The sequence below is a fragment of the Pseudomonas sp. PDM32 genome, from assembly GCF_019219225.1.
GTDB classification, from domain to species: domain Bacteria; phylum Pseudomonadota; class Gammaproteobacteria; order Pseudomonadales; family Pseudomonadaceae; genus Aquipseudomonas; species Aquipseudomonas laurylsulfatiphila.
The window spans coordinates 377,546-398,372 of sequence record NZ_JAHUWE010000006.1; the positions used below are offsets into that span (position 1 = coordinate 377,546).

A 20,827-nucleotide genomic window follows, 5' to 3' on the forward strand; every position below is an offset into this window, starting at 1 on the left:
GGCAGAGTGCGAACTGCGACACATTGACGCCCCTTCAGCCCGCCTGGCGTTGCAACCTGGCGACTAATTATTTCAAGACGTCATCCGTTCTCATTGGTGAATGGCACCGGGCAGCAGCCCCGGTCACAACCGCATTGCCAATGCCTTGCGCGGTCGGCGAAGACCGCGTCCCGCGCGCCCTCGATCAGGGTGCGACGCCAGAAAACCGATTCCATTTGCAAGCCGAAATCAGGCAGGAAACCTCATGACCGACGCATTCGAACTCCCCAGCACAATGGTCCAAGCCCTTCAGCGCCGCGCGGCCCTGACGCCGGATCGGGTGGCCCTGCGTTTTCTTGCCGAGACCCCGGAACAGGCTGTGGTGCTCAGTTATCGCGAGCTGGATCAGCGGGCGCGGACGATTGCCGGTGCCTTGCAGGCTCAAGCGGATGTTGGCGACCGCGCCGTGCTGTTGTTCCCCAGCGGCCCGGATTACGTCGCGGCGTTCTTCGGTTGCCTGTATGCCGGGGTGATCGCGGTACCGGCCTACCCGCCGGAGTCGACGCGCCGTCATCACCAGGAGCGCCTGCTGTCGATCATCAGCGATGCCCAGCCGCGCCTGCTGCTGACCAGCGCCGGGCTGCGCGATGCATTGCAGTCAATCGAAGGGGCGCCGCCGTTGCTGTGTGTCGACACCCTCGACGGCGCACTGGCCGAACGCTGGGTCGCGGCGGATTTGCAGGACGATCACATCGCCTTCCTGCAATACACCTCCGGCTCCACCGCACTGCCCAAGGGCGTGCAGGTCAGCCACGGCAATCTGGTCGCCAACGAATTGCTGATTCGTCACGGCTTCGGCATCGACCTCAACCCCGACGATGTAATCGTCAGCTGGCTGCCGCTGTACCACGACATGGGCTTGATCGGCGGCTTGCTGCAGCCGATTTTCAGCGGCGTGCCTTGCGTGTTGATGTCACCGGCGTACTTCCTCGGCCGGCCGTTGCGCTGGCTGGAAGCGATCAGCGAATACGGCGGCACCATCAGCGGCGGGCCGGATTTTGCTTATCGCCTGTGCAGCGAGCGGGTCAGCGAATCGGCCCTGGAACGGCTGGACCTGAGTGGCTGGCGCGTGGCGTATTCCGGTTCCGAGCCGATTCGCCTCGACACCCTGGAACGCTTCGCCGAGAAGTTCGCGACCTGCGGTTTCACCGCGGACAGCTTCATGGCCTCTTACGGTCTGGCCGAAGCCACCTTGTTCGTGGCCGGCACAGCGCGCGGCGAAGGCATTGGCAACCTGCGGGTAGACGATCAGGCCCTGGCGCAGAACCGAGTGGAAGCGGGCGAGGGCAGCCCGATCATGAGTTGTGGCATCAGCCAGCCGGCTCACGCGGTGCTGATCGTCGACCCGGTCTCGCTCAGCGAACAGGCCGACAACACCGTCGGCGAAGTCTGGGCCAGCGGGCCGAGCATCGCCCTCGGTTATTGGCGCAACCCTGAGGCGTCCGCCAGGACGTTCGTCCGGCACGCCGGCCAGACCTGGCTGCGAACCGGTGACCTGGGTTTCATGCGCAACGGCGAGCTGTTCATCACCGGCCGCCTGAAGGACATGCTGATCGTGCGCGGGTACAACCTGTACCCGCAGGACATCGAACAGACCGTCGAGCGCGAAGTGGAAGTGGTACGCAAGGGCCGCGTTGCCGCCTTTGCCGTCACGGTCGGTGGTCAGGAGGGAATCGGCATCGCCGCCGAAATCAGCCGCAGCGTGCAGAAAATCCTGCCGCCCGAGGCCCTGATCAAAGCCATTCGCCAGGCCGTTGCCGAGGCGTATCAGGAAGCACCGAGCGTGGTGGTGCTGCTCAATCCGGGTGCGCTGCCCAAGACGTCCAGCGGCAAATTGCAACGCTCGGCGTGCCGCAGTCGACTGGCGGACGGCAGCCTGGACAGCTACGCGGTGTTCCCGTCGGCCAGCACCGAAAATGCAAGCCAGGTCGAGTCGGGCTCTGAGCTGCAAAGCCTGATCGGCCGGATCTGGTGCGAGCAATTGCAGGTCGGGCAGGTGGGCGCCGACGATCATTTCTTCCTGCTCGGCGGCAACTCCATTGCAGCGACGCAAGTGGTGGCGCGTCTGCGTGAAGCGCTGGGACTGGATTTGAACCTGCGCCTGCTGTTCGAAGCTCCGACCCTCGGCTCCTTCGCCGATGTCGTGGCCCGTCAGCAACAGGACGGTTGCGTGGCCCAGAGCGCGATCACGGCGCTGTCGCGCCAGCAACCGATGCCGCAATCGCTGGCACAAAACCGTTTGTGGATCACCTGGCAACTCGACCCCCACAGCAGCGCCTACAACATTCCGGGTGCCTTGCGCTTGCGTGGTGAGCTGGATGAGGACGCATTGCGCGCCAGTTTCCAGCAGTTGATCGAGCGCCACGAATCCTTGCGCACGCGCTTCTTCGAGCGTGATGGCGTGGCTCTGCAGCAGGTCACTGCGGGTGCTGAGTTCAACCTGCAAATGATCGACATCAGCGACTTGCCGGCCGCCGAACGTGAAGCCCGCGCGCTGCAGATCCGCGAGGATGAAGCGCGGACCCGGTTCGACCTGGAGAAAGGCCCGCTGCTGTGGGTGACGCTGGTGCGCCTCGACGACGAAGACCATCAGTTGTTGGTGACGATGCACCACATCATCGCTGATGGCTGGTCGCTGAATGTGCTGATCGACGAGTTCTCGCGCCTGTATGCGGCGGCCTCCCAAGGCCAGCAAGCGCTGCTGGCGCCATTGCCGACGCAGTACGCCGATTACGCCAGCTGGCAGCGCCAATGGCTGGCGCAAGGGGAGGGCGAGCGGCAACTGGCCTACTGGAAAGCCCGTTTGGGCGATGAGCATCCGACCCTGAGCCTGGCCACCGATCATCCCCGCTCCGCCCAACAACTGCACAGCGCCGCCCGCCATACCCTGCGTCTGGGTGCGACCCTCAGTGATGCGATTCGCCAGACCGCCCAGGCCCACGAATCGACCTCCTTCATGCTGCTGCTCGCCGCGTTCCAGGCCTTGCTGCATCGCTACAGCGGTCAGCGTGACATCCGCATCGGCGTACCGAACGCCAACCGTCCGCGCCTGGAAATCCAGGGCCTGATCGGCTTTTTCATCAACACCCAGGTGCTGCGCGCCGAGGTGGATTCACGGCTGCCGTTCACTGAGCTGCTTGGGCAAACCCGTCAGGCAGCGCTGGGTGCGCAAGCGCATCAGGACTTGCCGTTCGAGCAGTTGCTTGAAGCTTTTCCGCAGGCCCGTGAACAGGGTATGTTCCAGGTCATGTTCAACCACCAGCAGCGCGACCTCAGTGCCTTGAAACGCCTGCCGGGGTTGCTGGCCGAAGAGCTGCCGTGGCACAGCCGGCAAGCCAAGTTCGACCTGCAATTGAACAGTGAGGAAGATCGCAACGGTCGCCTGAGCCTGTCCTTCGACTATGCCAGCGAGTTGTTCGATGCGGCGACCATCGAGCGTCTGTCCGGGCATTACGCCAACCTGTTGCGTGAAGTCTGCGAGCGTCCGCAAACGGCCCTCGGCGATCTGCAACTGCTTACTGAGCCTGAGCACAACCAACAAGCGAACTGGTCCGTTGCACCCTGCACACCGGCCAGTCAATGGCTGCCGGAACGGCTTGACGAACAAGCCCGGCGGACCCCGCAGCGCACGGCGTTGCTGTGGGACGGCGGTCAGTTGGACTTCGCTGGACTGCACGCTCAGGCCAACCGTCTGGCCCACTACCTGCGCGACAAGGGCGTCGGCCCGGACGTCTGCGTGGCCATTGCCTGCGAGCGTTCGCCGCAACTGCTGATTGGCCTGCTGGCGATCATCAAGGCCGGTGGTGCCTATGTACCGCTGGATCCGGACTACCCGGCCGAACGCCTGTCCTACATGCTCAGCGACAGCGGTGTCCAATTGCTGCTGACGCAAACCTGCTTGCTCGATCGCTTGCCGGCCAGCCAGGGCGTCAGCGTGATCGCCATGGACACCTTGCACCTGGACAACTGGCCAAGCCAGGCGCCGGGCCTGCATCTGCAGGGCGACAACCTCGCTTATGTGATTTACACCTCGGGATCCACCGGCCAACCCAAGGGCGTCGGCAACACCCACGCGGCGCTGGCCGAGCGCCTGCGATGGATGCAGCAAACCTATCAGTTGAACGAAACCGATGTGCTGATGCAAAAGGCGCCGATCAGTTTCGACGTGTCGGTGTGGGAGTGCTTCTGGCCGCTGATCACCGGCAGTCGCCTGTTGCTTGCCGGCCCCGGCGAACACCGCGATCCGCATCGCATCGCGCAGCTTGTGCAAGCGTACGGGGTGACCACGCTGCACTTCGTGCCGCCGCTGCTTTCGTTGTTCATCGACGAACCGCTCAGCGCGCAATGCTCCAGCCTGCGCCGCGTATTCTCCGGCGGCGAAGCCTTGCCTGCTGAGCTGCGCAACCGCGTGCTGGCGCAACTGCCGGCCGTACAGTTGCACAACCGCTACGGCCCGACCGAAACCGCGATCAACGTCACCCATTGGCAGTGCTCCAGCGCCGACGGCGAACGCTCGCCGATTGGCCGGCCACTGGGCAATGTGATCTGCCGCGTGCTCGACAGCGAGCTCAATCCGGTTCCGGCCGGTGTGCCGGGTGAGTTGTGCATCAGTGGCAGCGGTCTGGCGCGCGGCTATCTGGGCCGTCCGGGCCTGACGGCCGAACGCTTTGTCGCCGATCCATTGGGCGAGCACGGCGCGCGTCTGTACCGTACCGGAGATCGTGCACGCTGGACTGGCGATGGCGTGATCGAGTATCTCGGTCGCCTCGATCAGCAGGTCAAGCTGCGCGGTTTCCGTGTCGAGCCGCAGGAAATCGAAGCCCGTCTGCTGGCGCAGGAGGGGGTCGCCCAAGCGGTGGTGCTGGTGCGCGAAACGGCGGCGGGTGGACAACTGGTCGGTTACTTCACCACCACCGACACTGCTGAGTCCGTCGATGCGCAAACGACTCGCCTGAAAGCGGCGCTGACGGCGCAGCTGCCGGAATACATGGTCCCGGCCCAGCTGATGCGGCTGGACCAAATGCCCCTCGGCCCGAGCGGCAAACTCGACCGTCGCGCCTTGCCGGAGCCGCAGTGGCAGGTTCGCGAACACGTTGAGCCAGTCACCGAACTGGAGCAACAGATCGCCGGCATCTGGCGCGAAGTGCTGGGCCTGACGCCAGTCGGCCTGCGCGATGATTTCTTTGCCCTTGGCGGCCACTCGCTGCTGGCCACGCAAATCATCTCCCGCACCCGTCAGGCCTGTGACGTCGAGTTGCCGCTGCGGGCGCTGTTCGAACACAGCGAACTGGGTGCATTTGCCGAACAGGTCCGCCTGATCCAGGCCAGCGGCAGCACCAACAAACAGCCGCCGATTGAAACAATCGACCGCAGTCAGGCGGTGCCGCTGTCCTATTCTCAGCAGCGCATGTGGTTCCTCTGGCAGATGGAGCCGGACAGCCCGGCCTACAACGTCGGCGGCATGGCGCGGCTGCGCGGCGTGCTGGATGTCGCGCGTTTCGAAGCGGCGCTGCAAGCCTTGATCATGCGCCATGAAACCCTGCGCACGACGTTCCCGAGCGTTGACGGCGTCGCTCGCCAACAGGTGCGCATGCAGACCGGCGTGCGCATGGCGTGGAAGGATTTCACCGCGCTGGATGCCGAAGGCCGCGAGTGGCAGGTCCAGCAACTGGCCGACGACGAAGCGCACCAGCCGTTTGATCTGGAAACTGGACCGCTGTTGCGTGCGTGCCTGGTCAAGACCGCGGAGCAGGAACACTACTTCGTTCTGACCTTGCACCACATCGTCACCGAAGGCTGGGCGATGGACATCTTTGCCCGGGAACTCAGCGCGCTGTACGAAGCCTTTGTCGACGACCGTGAGTCGCCGCTGGCGCCGTTGCCGGTGCAATACCTGGATTACAGCGTGTGGCAGCGTCAGTGGCTGGAGTCGGGCGAGCGTCAGCGTCAGCTTGATTACTGGACCACGCAACTGGGCCATGAGCATCCGCTGCTGGAGTTGCCGGCTGACCGTCCGCGTCCGCCGGTACAAAGCCATCAGGGTGAGCTGTATCGCTTTGACCTGAGCGACGAGCTCGCGGCACGGGTCCGTGCCTTCAATGCCCGGCACGGCCTGACCCTGTTCATGACCATGACCGCCGCACTGGCGACCCTGCTGTACCGCTATAGCGGCCAGACTGATCTGCGCATCGGCGCGCCTGTGGCCAACCGCATTCGTCCGGAAAGCGAAGGGCTGATCGGCGCATTCCTCAACACCCAGGTGCTGCGCTGCCAGCTCGACGGCCAGATGTCTGTCGGCGAGCTGTTCGAGCAGGTGCGCCACACGGTAATCGAAGGCCAGTCCCATCAGGACCTGCCGTTCGATCATCTGGTGGAAGCCCTGCAACCGCCACGCAGCGCGGCCTACAACCCGTTGTTTCAGGTGATGTGCAACGTGCAGCGCTGGGAGTTCCAGCAAAGCCGCACCCTGGCCGGCATGACGGTCGAGTACCTGGCCAACGATGCCCGCGCGACCAAGTTCGACCTCAACCTGGAAGTCACCGACCTCGACCATCGCCTGGGCTGCTGCCTGACCTACAGCACCGATCTGTTCGACGAACCGCGCATCGCCCGCATGGCCGGGCATTGGCGCAACCTGCTGGAGGCGCTGATTGCCGATCCGCAACAACGCTTGAGTGAACTGCCGCTGCTGGCGTCCGGCGAGCAACAGCTTCTGCTCGACAGCCTCGGCGTCGAGGCGGGCGAACATCGGCTGGATCAGTGCATCCATCACCTGTTCGCCGAGCAGGCCCTGGTGCGCCAGGACGCACCGGCACTGACCTTCGCCGGGCAGACCCTGAGCTACGCCGAACTCGATAGCCGCGCCAACCGCCTGGCCTGGATGCTGCGCGAGCGAGGTGTCGGACCGCAGGTTCGTGTGGGCCTGGCACTCGAGCGTTCGCTGGAAATGGTGGTCGGCCTGTTGGCGATCCTCAAGGCAGGCGGTGCCTATGTGCCGCTGGATCCGGAGTACCCGCTGGACCGCTTGCACTACATGATCGAAGACAGCGGCATCGGTTTGCTGCTCAGCGATGCGGCGATGTTCAAGGCCCTGGGCGAGTTGCCGGCGACCGTCGGCCGCTGGTGTCTTGAAGAAGATGCCGCTGCGCTGGCCAATTTCCCGGCCAGCGAATTGCCGTCGATCAGTCTGGCGCAGCATCAGGCCTACCTGATCTATACCTCGGGCTCGACCGGAAAACCGAAAGGCGTGGTGGTGTCCCACGGTGAAATCGCCATGCATTGCCGCGCGGTGATCGAGCGTTTCGGCATGCGCCCCGACGACTGCGAGCTGCACTTCTATTCGATCAACTTCGACGCCGCCACCGAGCGTTTGCTGGTGCCGCTGCTCAGTGGCGCGCACGTGGTATTGCGAGCGCAAGGGCAGTGGGACGCGGAAGAAATCTGCGGCCTGATCCGTCGTCATCAAATCAACGTACTCGGTTTCACGCCGAGCTACGGCAGCCAGTTGGCGCAATGGCTGGCGACCCAGGACCAGACCCTGCCGGTGCGCATGATCATCACCGGCGGCGAAGCGCTGACTGGTGAGCACCTGGCGCGTATTCGTGCAGCGTTCAAACCGAGCCGGTTCTTCAACGCCTACGGCCCCACCGAGACCGTGGTCATGCCGCTGGCCAGCCTTGCGCCTGAAGTGCTGGAAGAGGGCGCCGGCAGCGTACCGATCGGCAGTGTGATCGGCGACCGCGTGGCCTACATTCTCGACGCCGACCTGGCGTTAGTGCCGCAAGGCGCGACGGGCGAGTTGTATGTCGGTGGCGCGGGTCTGGCCCAGGGTTATCACCAGCGTCCGGGCATGACGGCGGAGCGCTTTGTGGCCGACCCGTTTGCCGCCGATGGCGGGCGTATCTATCGCACCGGTGACCTGGTTTGCCAGGGTGCCGATGGCCTGGTGGAGTACCTTGGACGCATCGACCATCAAGTGAAGATTCGCGGATTCCGCATCGAGCTCGGTGAAATCGAAACCCGCCTGCTGGACCATGATTCAGTCCGCGAGGCGGTCGTGCTGGCGCTTGACGCACCGAGCGGCAAACAACTGGTCGGCTATCTGGTGACGGATGTCGCCGAACAGGACGAAGCGCAGCAATCGATGTTGCGCGAATCCCTCAAGGCGCATCTGAAATCGCAACTGCCGGATTACATGGTGCCCACGCACCTGATCCTGCTGGCGAGCATGCCGTTGACCGGCAACGGTAAACTCGACCGCCGTGCGCTCCCGGCACCGGACGCGGAGCTGAATCGCCAAGACTACGTGGCGCCGACCAACGAACTCGAAGTCACGCTGGCGCAGATCTGGTGCGAAGTGCTGAACGTCGAGCAGGTCGGTCTCAACGACAACTTCTTCGAACTGGGCGGCGACTCGATCCTCTCGATCCAGGTGGTCAGCCGGGCGCGGCAGCAGGGCATTCACTTCAGCCCTCGCGACCTGTTCCAGCACCAGACCGTGCAGTCCCTCGCCGCCGTGGCCACCCGCAGCGAGCAGGTCAATGCCGAGCAGGGCTTGATCATGGGCGAGTCGCGCCTGACACCGATCCAGCACTGGTTCTTCGACACCGATATCGTGCAACGCCAACACTGGAACCAGGCGTTGTTGTTGCAACCGACGGTGGTGCTGGAATCTCATCGCCTGGAGCAAGCGTTGCTGGCGGTGATCGAACAGCACGACGCCTTGCGCCTGCGCTTTGGCAAGGTTGCCGGCCAGTGGCAGGCCTTGCATCAGCCGATCTCCGATGCGCCGGTGTTGTGGCAAGTGCGTGTTTCGTCGATGGATAAATGCGCGGCCTTGTTCGCCGATGCCCAGCGCAGCCTCGACCTTGAACAGGGGCCCTTGCTGCGCGTGTTGCTGGTCGATGGACCTGAGGGCCAGCAACGCTTGTTTATCGCCATTCACCACTTGGTGGTGGATGGTGTGTCGTGGCGGGTGCTGCTCGATGACCTGCAAACCCTGTATCGCCAACTGGAGGCGCGGCAGTCGGTGAAGCTGCCGGCGAAAACCAGTGCCTTCAAGGACTGGGCCGCACGCTTGCAGGCCTACGCCGGCAGCGAGTCCCTGCGCGAAGAGCTGGGCTGGTGGCAGGCGCAACTGGCCGGGCCAAATGCCGATCTGCCCTGCGATCACCCTGAAGGCGGGCGACAGAACCGTCATGCGCAAACCGTCAGCGTGCGTCTCGACAGCGAGCGTACGCGGCAGTTGCTGCAACAGGCGCCAAGTACCTATCGCACCCAGGTCAACGACTTGCTGTTGACCGCCTTGGCCCGCGTGCTGTGCCGCTGGAGCGGTCAGCCATCGGCGCTGATCCAGCTGGAAGGCCACGGCCGCGAAGCGCTGTTCGACGACATCGACCTGACCCGCACGGTGGGCTGGTTCACCAGTGCCTATCCGTTGCGCCTGACGCCGTCGAACATCGAAGAAGCCGCCGGGCAGGGGGCCTCGATCAAGGCGATCAAGGAACAGTTGCGTGCCGTGCCGCACAAAGGCCTGGGACATGGCGTGCTGCGTTACCTCGCCGATGAGCCGAGTCGCCGCAGCATGGCGGCGTTGCCGCAGGCACCGATTACCTTCAACTACCTTGGCCAGTTCGACCAGAGCTTCGGTGCGGACGCGCTGTTCCATCCGCTGGATGAAGGCGTCGGCGCGGCCCACGATGCCAATGCACCGTTGCCCAACGAGCTGAGCGTCGACAGTCAGGTGTATGGCGGTGAACTGCTATTGCGCTGGACGTTCAGTGCCGAACGCTTCGATCCGTCAACCATCGGCGAGTTGGCCGATGCCTACCTCAGTGAGTTGAGCAGTCTGATCGAGCATTGCCTGCGCGACGACGTCGGTGGCCTGACGCCGTCGGACTTCCCGCTGGCGCAGCTCAATCAGACGCAACTGGATGCGTTGCCGGTGCCGGCCGCTGTTATCGAAGACGTCTACCCACTGACCCCTATGCAGGAAGGCATGCTGTTGCACACCTTGCTGGAGCCGGGCACCGGCCTGTACTACATGCAGGACCGCTACCGCATCAACAGCGAGCTGGATCCGCAGCGTTTCGCCCAGGCCTGGCAAGCCGTCGTCGCCCGCCACGAAGCGTTGCGCGCGTCGTTCTGCTGGAACGTCGGCACAGACATGCTGCAGGTGATCCACAAACCGGGCAGCACACCGATCGAGTACCTCGACTGGCGTGATATCGCCGAAGCCGAGCAAGAGCCGAAGCTGCAAACCTTGCTCAGGACCGAACGCGAGGCCGGGTTCGATCTGCTCAACCAGGCGCCGTTCCACTTGCGTCTGATCAGGGTCGGCGCGGCGCGTTACTGGTTCATGATGAGCAACCACCACATCCTCATCGATGCCTGGTGCCGTTCGCTGCTGATGAACGATTTCTTCGAGATCTACAGCGCCCTCGGCGAAGGCCGGGAAGCGCAGCTTGGGCCTGTGTCGCGTTATCGCGACTACATTGGCTGGCTGCAACGCCAGAGCCTGGACGAAGCGCGGCAATGGTGGAAAACCAACCTGCAGGGGTTTGAACGGACCACGCCGATCCCGAGCGACCGGCCGTTCCTGCGTGAACATGCCGGCAACAGTGGCGGCATGATCGTCGGCGACCGCTACACCCGGCTCGATGCCTGTGACGGTGCGCAATTGCGCGAACTGGCCCAGGCCCATCAGTTGACCATCAACACCTTCGCCCAGGCGGCGTGGGCGCTGGTGCTGCGACGCTTGAGCGGTGATCGCGACGTGCTGTTCGGCGTCACCGTGGCCGGGCGTCCGGTGGAGATGCCGCAGATGCAGCGCACCGTCGGCCTGTTCATCAACAGCATCGCGCTGCGGGTGAAGATGCCCGAGGACGGTCAGCGATGCAGCGTGCGCCAGTGGCTCAGCGGTCTGCTCGACAGCAACATGCAACTGCGTGAATACGAATACCTGCCGCTGGTGAACATCCAGGAGCAAAGCGAGCTGCCCAAGGGCCAGCCGCTGTTCGACAGCCTGTTCGTGTTCGAAAACGCCCCGGTGGAAGTCTCGGTGCTGGACCGTGCGCAGAGCCTCAACGCGACCTCGGATTCGGGCCGGACCCACACCAACTTCCCGCTGACGGCCGTGTGCTATCCGGGGGATGACCTGGGCTTGCACCTGTCCTACGACCAGCGCTACTTCGATGAAGCCACGGTCGAGCGCATGCTCGGCGAGTTCAAGCGTTTGCTGCTGGCGTTGGTGGAAGGTTTCCATGGCGACATGGCCGACCTGCCGTTGCTGGGGGCCGAGGAGCAGGACTTCCTCCTCCATGGCTGCAACCAGAGCGAACACGAATATCCGCTGGAGCAGAGCTACGTTTCATTGTTTGAGACGCAGGTCGCCCGACACCCGCAGCGGATTGCCGCCAGTTGTCTTGACCGCCAGTACAGTTATTCGGAGCTGAACCAGTGCAGTAACCGTCTCGGTCTTGCATTGATCGCCGCCGGCGTCGGGCGCGATCAACCGGTGGCATTGCTGGCCGAACGCAGCCTCGATCTGCTGGGCATGATCATCGGCAGCTTCAAGGCCGGCGCGGGTTACCTGCCGCTGGACCCGGGCCTGCCCAGCCAGCGTCTGAGCCGGATCATCGAACTGAGCCGCACGCCACTGCTGGTGTGCACGCAAGCGTGCCGTGAACAGGCGCAGGCCTTGCTTGACGAGTTCGGCTGCGCCAGCCGGCCACGGCTGCTGGTCTGGGAGGAGGTCCAGGCCCTTGCGCTGTCGGCGGACAACCCAGGCATCTACAGCGGCCCGGACAACCTCGCTTATGTGATCTACACCTCCGGTTCCACCGGTTTGCCCAAAGGCGTGATGGTCGAGCAGCGCGGCATGCTCAATAACCAATTGAGCAAAGTGCCGTACCTGAACTTGAGCGACGCCGACGTGATCGCCCAGACCGCCTCGCAAAGCTTCGACATTTCCGTGTGGCAGTTCCTCGCCGCGCCGCTGTTCGGCGCACGGGTGGACATCGTGCCGAACACCATCGCCCACGATCCGCAGGGTTTGCTGGCGCATGTTGCCGCCCAGGGCATCACCGTGCTGGAAAGCGTGCCGTCGCTGATCCAGGGCATGCTCGCCCAGGAGCGCATGAGCCTCGACGGCCTGCGCTGGATGCTGCCGACCGGTGAGGCAATGCCGCCGGAGCTGGCGCATCAATGGTTGCTGCGCTATCCGCAGATCGGCCTGGTGAATGCCTACGGTCCGGCGGAGTGCTCGGACGACGTGGCGTTCTTCCGTGTCGACCTGGCCTCGACCCGCGGCAGCTATTTGCCGATCGGTACGCCGACCGACAATAACCTGTTGTATGTGCTCGATGGCGCACTGGAACTGGTGCCGCTGGGTGCCGTGGGTGAACTGTGCGTCGCCGGCACCGGGGTCGGGCGCGGTTATGTCAGCGATCCGCTGCGCACGGCTCCGGTGTTTGTGCCGAACCCATTCAGCACACCGGGTGAACGTCTGTATCGCACCGGCGACCTGGCTCGCCGTCGCAGCGACGGCGTGTTGGAGTACGTGGGGCGCATCGACCAACAGGTGAAGATTCGCGGTTACCGTATCGAGCTGGGTGAAATCGAGGCTCGCCTGCATGAACAACCGGAAGTCCGCGATGCGGCGGTGGGTGTGCAGGAAGGGGCGAACGGCAAGCATCTGGTGGGCTATCTGGTCGCGGCGGATGTGGCGTTGAGTCCGGCCGAGGGATTGGAGCGGATCAAGCAACGCCTGCGCGCCGACTTGCCGGAATACATGGTGCCGCTGCACTGGCTGTGGCTGGACAAGATGCCGCTCAATGCCAACGGCAAACTGGATCGTAAGGCCCTGCCGGCGCTGGAGATCGGCCAGATGCAGAGCCAGGATTACCAGGCACCGCGCAATGACCTGGAGCAGACCCTGGCGGACATTTGGGCTGAGGTACTGAAGGTCGAGAAGGTGGGTGTTCGCGACAACTTCTTCGAACTCGGCGGGCATTCACTGCTGGCCACGCAGATCGCCTCACGAGTGCAGAAAACCCTGCAACGGGACGTGCCGTTGCGGGCGATGTTCGAGTGCAGCACGGTGGAGGCGTTGGCCGGGTACATCGACGGATTGTCGGCCAGCGAGATCACTGAGGAGAAGGTGGATCGCCTGAATGACCTGATGGCGGAGCTGGAGGGGTTTTAATCTCCAGCGGCTGTACCGGCCTCATCGCGGGCAAGCCCGCTCCCACAGGTTCGGTGGTGTACTCATGATGCATGAACACCTGAAACCCTGTGGGAGCGGGCTTGCCCGCGAAGGCGGCGGTACAAACGCATACACTCTCGTGATTGACTGTGATCCGTGAGCCGCTCAGTCTTCCGGCTCCTTTTTGCTCGCGGAGACAGTCGATGCCCTTCGTAACGATAGACGGACAAGCCCTTCACTACATCGATCAAGGCACCGGCCCCGCTGTACTGCTTGCCGGCAGTTACCTGTGGGATCAGGGCATGTGGGCGCCGCAGATTGCCGCGCTGGCACAACAGTATCGTGTGTTAGCCCTGGACCTGTGGGGGCATGGTCAATCCGGGCCGTTGCCTGTCGGCACTGTATCGCTGGATGACCTGGCGCGTCAGGCATTGGTCTTGCTCGATCATCTGGACATCGAGCGGGTCACGCTGGTCGGTTTGTCGGTCGGTGGCATGTGGGGAACGCGCCTGGCCTTATCGGCTGCACACCGGATCAACGGGTTGGTGCTGATGGACACCTACGTCGGCGCTGAACCTGAGCCGACCCGCCAGTATTACTTTTCACTGTTGAAGCAGATCGAAGAGGCGGGTGTCATCACTCCTGCGCTGCTGGACATCGTGGTGCCGATCTTCTTTCGTCCCGGTATCGACCCGCAATCGGCGCTGTATCGAAACTTCCGTGCTGCGTTGGCTGCCTTGCCCGCCGATCGCCTGCGTGAAAGCATCGTGCCGATGGGGCGCATTACCTTTGGCCGTGATGACTGTATGAACCGGCTGGGCGAGCTGGACGGTGCCAGCACACTGGTGATGTGCGGTGATCAGGACATTCCGCGTCCGCCGGAGGAAACCCGTGAAATGGCTGAGCTGATTGGCTGCCCGTGGGTGCTGGTGCCGGAGGCGGGGCATATTTCCAGTCTGGAGAATCCGCAGTTTGTCACCCAGGCGCTGCTGGAGTTTTTGGCTGGGCGCAATCCGGCGTAGGTTTAACGAAAAAGATCGCAGCCCTGTAGGCGCTGCCGAAGGCTGCGATCTTTTGATCTTGCTTACTTCGGCCCGAGAATCTTCACCAGCTTGTCCGGTGACGGCGCGCCTTGCTGTTGTTGCAGGTTACCCTTGTCGTCCATGTAGAAAATCGCCGGGGTCGCCTGCAACTCCAGCTCTTCCATCAATTGCATGTTGGCCGCGAACTTTGCCTGAATCGCTGGCGGCACTTCCTTCAAGGCCTTGAGCGAGCTGCCCTTGCCGGCGGCCTCGTGGTCCTGCAGGGCTTTTTCCGGGTCTTTGGCGGCGAGCAGTGCGGCGGATTTCCCCGGGCTGTCTTCGCGGATGATGCCCACCATGATGTGGCGCAACTGCACCTTGCCGGCTTTGACCCACGGCCGGGCCTGTTCCCAGAACATATTGCAGTACGGGCAGTTCGGGTCACTGAACAGGTACACCACGCGCGGCGCATCCTTCTTGCCGTCACCGATCCAGTTACTGGTTTCGAACTTGGCCCAGACTTCCTTGGCCATCGGCGCGTACACCAGTTTCTGCAGTGGCGCGCTGCTCAGGTCATTACCCTCGGCGTCATACAGGTTGCCCAGCAAAACGTGTTTGCCATCCGGGGTCAGGTACAGCGCCATGCCGCGGCCCTGGTATTGCGCGGCATACCCGCGCAAGCCGTCGGGGGCGTCGAACTGGCCGACGATTTTCGCGCCCTTGGCCTCGATTTTCCTGATCGCATCGGGCAACTCTTCGGCCTGCACCGATGGCAGGTGCAGCAGGGCAGCACCGAGGCTCAGGGTCAACAGGTGGCGGAGGCGGGGCATGGCAGTTTCCTTGAAGAGGTGACGGGAACGGTGTCGAAGTTTTCCAGCGCGCGAGCCAGGCTGGCGTTTGACAGCTCACCCAGATGGCTGCCCAGCAGGCGACCTTCGGGGCTGTAGAACAGCGTAGTCGGCAATGCCATGGAACCGACGGCCTGGCTCAGTCGCCCGCCGCCGTCGAACAGCACGTTGGACAGGCTCAGGCCCTGGGTTTCCAGAAAGGTCGCGACGCTTTGCATGCTTTCCGCCTGATTGACGAACAGGAACGTCAGGTCCGGACGTTGTTGCTGGGCGCTTTCCAGCACCGGCATTTCCCGGCGGCACGGCGGGCACCAGGTTGCCCAGAGATTGATGACCAACGGGCCACCCTTGTAGTCGGCCAGTTGCACGGTTTCGCCGGCGGCGTTGCGCAAAGTGATTTCCGGCAGGCGTGTGCCTTGTTCATAAATCGACAGGGAGAACGTTGCCAACAACCAGAACGCCAGGCCGCTGGCCGCGCCAAAACCCAGTGGGCGGCGCAAACCCGGGCGACGCCAGCCGCGATACAGCGTGGCGATCAGCACGACAATCACCCCCGGCCAGGCGAGAAAACCGCCATCGCGCAGGTCGATGATCTGCCATGGATCATTGCGGTAGTGCGCCCAATAGACCGCCACGAAACCGATCCGGGCCGCCAGCATGCCCAGCAGGAACAGGCTGAACAGCGCGGACTCGGGGTTATCACCGCCACGCTTGGCCACCCGCCAGCCGACAAAAGTGGCCAGCGCCAGCGCACTGATCAGCAGCAGGTGATTGAGCGCGATGGCAAAGGTGCCGAGGGTGAAGGTCAGCATTAACGGGCGTCTCGGGTGGTAATCCAGCGTTGCAGGAAAGTGTCGGCATTGACCTCGCCGGTGATGCGCTGGCTGCGCCTTTCTTCACCGTCAGCGCCAATCCACAGCAGGCTCGGTGGCCCTGGCACTTTGTAACGGCCGAGCAACTCGCGACTGGCGGCATTGTCGGCGGTGACGTCCAGGCGGAGCAAGCGCACATCGCTCAAGGCTTCAAGCACTTGGGGTTTGCCAAACACTTGTTTTTCCATGACCTTGCACGACACGCACCAGTCGGCATAGTAATCCAGCAGCACCCACTGGCCCTGAGCCTGCGCCACATCGAGCTCCCTTTGCAGTGCAGCCGGGTCTTTGATCGTAGTGAAGGCGTCGTGGCCGGTCGGCATGGCAGCGACGGCGGAGTTGGACGCGCGGAAGACTTGTAACGGTTTGAGCAGATCATCACTGCCGCCGGCCGCACCGATCATCAACAGACTGCCCCACAAGCCGAGCAGCAACGAGATGGCACCGAACAGGTGAGCAATGCGACCGAAGCCATCCGACTGTTTCCAGGCACTGTACGCCGCAATCAACAACAACGCCCCGCACAGGCCGACCCACAGCGACTCATCCAGCACCGGGCGCAACATCAGCAGCGCCGTGGCGAGGAACAGGAAGCCGAAAATGCCTTTGACCAGGTTCATCCACGCACCCGGCTTGGGCATGAAGCGATTGCCAACGGTCACCAGCAACAGCAGCGGCACACCAATGCCGATGCCCAGGGCGAACAGAATCAATCCGCCATGCAACGCGTTACCGCTTTGCGCGATGTACAGCAGCGCGCCGGCCAGTGGTGCGGTCATGCACGGGCCGACCAACAACCCCGACAATGCACCCAGCACACCCGCGCCGACCAGGCTTCCGCCGCGCTGATTACGCGAAACGTTTTCCAGTCGATCCCGCACAGCCACCGGCAGTTGCAGCTCGAAGTAGCCGAACATCGGTAGCGCCAGCAACACGAAAATCGCCGCGAAACTGCCCAGCAGCCAAGGGTTCTGCAACCAGGCTTGCAGGTTCGCCCCCAGCGAGGCGGCCAGGACACCCATCGCCGCATACACCAGCGCCATGCTGACCACGTAACTGCCGGCCAGGGCGAAACCACGCTTGGGCGAGGCGCCGCTGCCGACGATCAGCCCGGCCAGAATCGGCAGCATCGGCAGTGAGCAAGGGGTGAAGGCCAGCAGCAGGCCCAGACCGAAGAACACCAGCAGGCTCCAGCCCAGCGCCCGTTGTTGCAGGTCGCTGGCCAAGGCCAGGTCTGGCGCTTCGTTGGCTGAATTGACTGTGGCACTGTCGCCCAGGTTTACGACCTGGGTTTGCGGTGGATAGCACAAACCGGCATCCGCACAGCCCTGGAAGCCCACCTTGATCTGCCCACTGGCCCCGGCAGGGATTTTCAGTTCCAGGCCTTGTCGATAAACCTGCTGCTCACCGAAAAACTCGTCGCTGTGGGCCTCGCCCTCCGGTAGCACGGGTTTGTGCTGTTCCGGCAGGCCATCGAATTTCAGGCGCTTCTGATACAGGTAATAGCCGTCGGCAATCTGCCAGAACAGCTGGGTTTCACCAGATTCCAGGCGTTCGGAAGTAAAAATGAAGGCTTTGCCGACCGGAAGAAAGTCAGGTTGGGTTTCGAACGGATTGGTTCCCGCCTGGGCCAGACCCGAGATCAAGAGAACAAAAAACAAAAACAGTCGACGCATGGAAAAACCTTGGCTCAGTGCAGGTGAGGTGCACAATGTGCGGCGGCGATTAACCGATGATTAACCGCCGCTCGCTTGCCATGGTCTGACCAGGCTCAGTCGCGAAGCAGACCCGGCCAGCTGTTTTCATCGACCTTCTCGGGGCCGTGCACGAGTTCGCCATTGGGAATGGTATAGGTCATGAATTCATTATCGGTCAGGAAGATATGGAAAAGACTTTCCGCCAGCGTTCGGTCATTTTGCACGCCGGTGAGGATCCGATCCTTGTACGGTGCCAAGCCAGGCCAGGTGCGCTCATCGATGGGCTCAAGGCGCACATTTTTCTCGTACATATCAAACATGAAAGTGTGCCCGTCGTTCATAAGGAATCGAACGGGTGACGTTTTTCCTATCCAGTTTACACCGAAGCTTTCCCACCATGTGGCCGCCACAATTCTGTCAAAGTACGGAAGAATAGGGCGATAGTGAGTATCTGCCACAGGTCGACGGCGAGTGACCTTGTCATCATCCTGATCGTACCAGCAGCACATGGGGGTTTCGCCCTTGTAATAGAAAAGCATAAGATAATCCCGGTCAAAAGCTTCTTGCCCATCGAAGCTGTAAATATTGGTGGTTGAGAACCCGAATCTCAGATTTTTGACGTCTGAGTGAAAACTGTCCCAATTACCTGAGTTGACTGATGCGGGGTATCCGTCTGGAAGGTTGCGGTATTCAGCATCGATTCGAGTGTAGGTTTCGGTATCTTTGAAAAAGAAGTAATAACGGTCTTTTCCGGATCGCCAATCTACGGCGACCACGTTTTTTAATGTACGCATAGTCTGATTCCTTTCAGTTTTATTGATGTTGTTCAGTGGTGCGTTTAAATCCATTTGCAGTCTGACAACAGTGATCCGCCAGATGCATGATTCTATGCAGTTGTTAAAGGTTTGTTTATTGAGCATTGTTTCGTTATTTAAATGGTCGGGGTAAATGTTAGTTGTTCATACGGCAAGTAATAGCCAATACAACGGCTATGCGCGGTCTTTGCGCTTCTCCTCATTCACATGGCTTGTCATAATTGGGCCTTAATCCTCACCTGCTTGACTCATGTTTTTACCCATGGAGCTGTCATGCACGTACTGGTTTGCGAAGACGATGAGCTGATCGCCAGCGGCATCGTTGCCGGCCTGACTGCCCAAGGCCTGACCGTGGAGCACGTGGCCACGGCGTCCGCTGCCCGGGCCATGCTCAGGGTCGCGGAGTTCGATGTCATGGTGCTCGATCTTGGGCTGCCGGACGAAGACGGCCTCAAGCTGCTGCAGCAGTTGCGCCATCAAGGCCTGGAGTTGCCGGTTTTGATCCTCACCGCGCGTGATTCGGTCACCGACCGCGTCGATGGCCTGCAAGCCGGTGCCGATGATTACCTGCTCAAACCCTTCGACCTGCGCGAACTCGCCGCACGACTGCACACGCTGTTGCGACGGGTGGCGGGGCGCAGCGTCAACCTGATCGAACACGGCGCCCTGACCTACGATCCGAGCAGCCGCGAAACCACACTCGCCGGCCAGCCGGTGGACCTCTCGCGCCGCGAGCAGTCGCTGCTGCAAGCTTTGTTGCATAACCGTGGCCGGGTGCTGTCCACCGAGCAACTGAAGGACAGCGTCTACGGTTTCAACGACGAGCTGGAAAGCAACGCCCTCAACGTCCATATCCATCACCTGCGGCGCAAGCTCGGCAATGGCATTGTCGAGACCGTGCGCGGCCTGGGCTATCGCCTGGGGCCGGCTGATGGCGGAGAAGAATCGAAGTGATGAGTCTGCGTTTGCGCCTGAGCCTGACGCTCGGCGCCGCGTTTGCGCTGATCTGGGCCCTGGCCGCGGCCTGGATGCTCAGCGATTTGCGCAATCAAATGATGTTTTCCCTCGACCAGCGCCTGGTGGCGTCGGCACGCATGGTCGCCGGCCTGATGGAGCAACTGCCGCCCGTGCCGAGCAAGGGCGAGGGCACCCACTTCAGCGCCGAACAATTGAACATACCGGGTGGCATGGCGTGCCAGGTCAGCTCGTTGCGCGGTGAAATCCTGGCCCGCAGCCACACCGATCCGCAGCAGACGCTGGAGGCCGAGAAGCTGGGCTTTCACGATCAGATGATCGACGGCGCGCCGTGGCGCAGTTTCACACTGGCCCGTGGCGATCTGCGCATCACCACCGCCGACCGGCAGATCGAGCGTGAGGCGTTGAACATGTCGATCCTGCTGGCCGCTTCGGTACCGGTGGGCGTGGCGCTGCTCGGTTGCTTGTGCCTGCTCTGGCTGGGCATCGGACAGGGGCTGGCGCCGCTCAACCGCATGCGCGACGCCTTGATGCGCCGCAGCGCCGACTCCCTGGAACCCTTGCAGATCCAGCCATTGCCCAGCGAGCTGCAACCCTTGCTGGAAACCCAGAACCAGTTGCTCCAGCGCATCGGCAAGACCATCGAGCGCGAACGTCGCCTGACCGGTGACGCGGCCCACGAGTTGCGCAGCCCGCTGACCGCCATCAAGACCCACCTGCAAGTGGCACGCATGACCGACGGTAGTGCCCGGGACCAATCCCTGGCACGCGCCGAAGAAGGGGCGGATCGCATGCACCGCACCCTCGAGCAATTGCTGTTGCTGGCGCGAGTCGAGGGCAGCCTGTCGTTTGACGACGGTGTGCAGTGCAACGCCGAGCAAGTGGCAAAACTGGCGATCCAGGATGCGGCGAGCGGCGATCGCCAGCGCATCAGGTTTCAGGCACCGGGCAAGGTCTCCGCTGCGCCAGTACAAATGCCCGCCGTGCTGTCGATCGCCGCGTTGCGCAATTTGCTCGACAACGCACTGCGCCATACTCCCGCCGACAAAGCGGTGGAGTTGAGCCTGGAAACCACCGGCAATCGTGTGCAGTTTGTGGTGCGCGACCATGGGCCGGGGATTGCCGAAGAGGATTTGCAGCACTTGACCCAACGCTTCTGGCGCAACGGCCAGAGCACGGGTTGTGGCCTGGGGCTGGCGATTGTCCAGGCGATCGTTCAGCGTTGCGGTTGTACGCTGCAATTCGATAGCCGACCGGACGGCTTGCGGGTCGAACTGACGATGCCGCTGCAACCAGCCTGAAAATCACCACAACCCCCTGTAGGAGCGAGCTTGCTCGCGATGGTCGATAACGAT

The 20,827-nt window shown here is 62.7% G+C and carries 8 protein-coding genes; 4 read left to right on the top strand and 4 right to left on the bottom strand.

The genetic code is table 11. From position 1 onward, the window contains the following. Window positions 1–244 precede the first annotated feature (244 nt). Together KW846_RS14355 and KW846_RS14360 are read left to right on the top strand one after the other, a co-directional pair. Window positions 245–13,243 carry a non-ribosomal peptide synthetase gene (locus KW846_RS14355; protein ID WP_218482923.1) on the top strand — a complete coding sequence of 4,333 codons (12,999 nt, stop codon included), beginning with the start codon at window positions 245–247 and terminating at the stop codon, window positions 13,241–13,243. Window positions 13,244–13,446: 203 nt separating this feature from the next. Further along, a complete protein-coding gene (locus KW846_RS14360; protein ID WP_218482925.1) occupies window positions 13,447–14,265 on the top strand; it encodes an alpha/beta fold hydrolase in 819 nt (272 codons plus the stop codon). Window positions 14,266–14,327: 62 nt separating this feature from the next. On the opposite strand, the gene dsbG is transcribed toward KW846_RS14360, so the two are convergent. From dsbG to KW846_RS14380, 4 genes are all read right to left on the bottom strand, one after another. After that, window positions 14,328–15,095, bottom strand: a complete 768-nt coding sequence (gene dsbG, locus KW846_RS14365) for a thiol:disulfide interchange protein DsbG (protein ID WP_102700840.1) — start codon at window positions 15,093–15,095, stop codon at window positions 14,328–14,330. Beyond that, complete coding sequence (locus KW846_RS14370; RefSeq protein WP_218482927.1) at window positions 15,071–15,925, bottom strand: TlpA disulfide reductase family protein; 855 nt, start codon at window positions 15,923–15,925, stop codon at window positions 15,071–15,073. The genes dsbG and KW846_RS14370 overlap by 25 nt, the downstream gene beginning before the upstream one ends. Continuing rightward, window positions 15,925–17,661, bottom strand: coding sequence for a protein-disulfide reductase DsbD (gene dsbD / locus KW846_RS14375; protein WP_218482929.1), 1,737 nt, complete (start codon window positions 17,659–17,661; stop codon window positions 15,925–15,927). Before dsbD ends, KW846_RS14370 begins: the two co-directional genes overlap by 1 nt. 95 nt (window positions 17,662–17,756) lie before the next feature. Continuing rightward, window positions 17,757–18,476 (bottom strand): hypothetical protein, encoded by a 720-nt coding sequence (locus tag KW846_RS14380; protein ID WP_218482931.1) that lies wholly within the window; start codon window positions 18,474–18,476, stop codon window positions 17,757–17,759. Between the two features lie 294 nt (window positions 18,477–18,770). Between KW846_RS14380 and KW846_RS14385 the strand changes: the two genes are divergently transcribed. Together KW846_RS14385 and KW846_RS14390 are read left to right on the top strand one after the other, a co-directional pair. Then, window positions 18,771–19,451 carry a response regulator gene (locus tag KW846_RS14385; RefSeq protein WP_095968102.1) on the top strand — a complete coding sequence of 227 codons (681 nt, stop codon included), beginning with the start codon at window positions 18,771–18,773 and terminating at the stop codon, window positions 19,449–19,451. Next, window positions 19,448–20,773 (top strand): ATP-binding protein, encoded by a 1,326-nt coding sequence (locus KW846_RS14390; protein WP_218482934.1) that lies wholly within the window; start codon window positions 19,448–19,450, stop codon window positions 20,771–20,773. Before KW846_RS14385 ends, KW846_RS14390 begins: the two co-directional genes overlap by 4 nt. The last annotated feature ends 54 nt before the right edge of the window (window positions 20,774–20,827 follow it).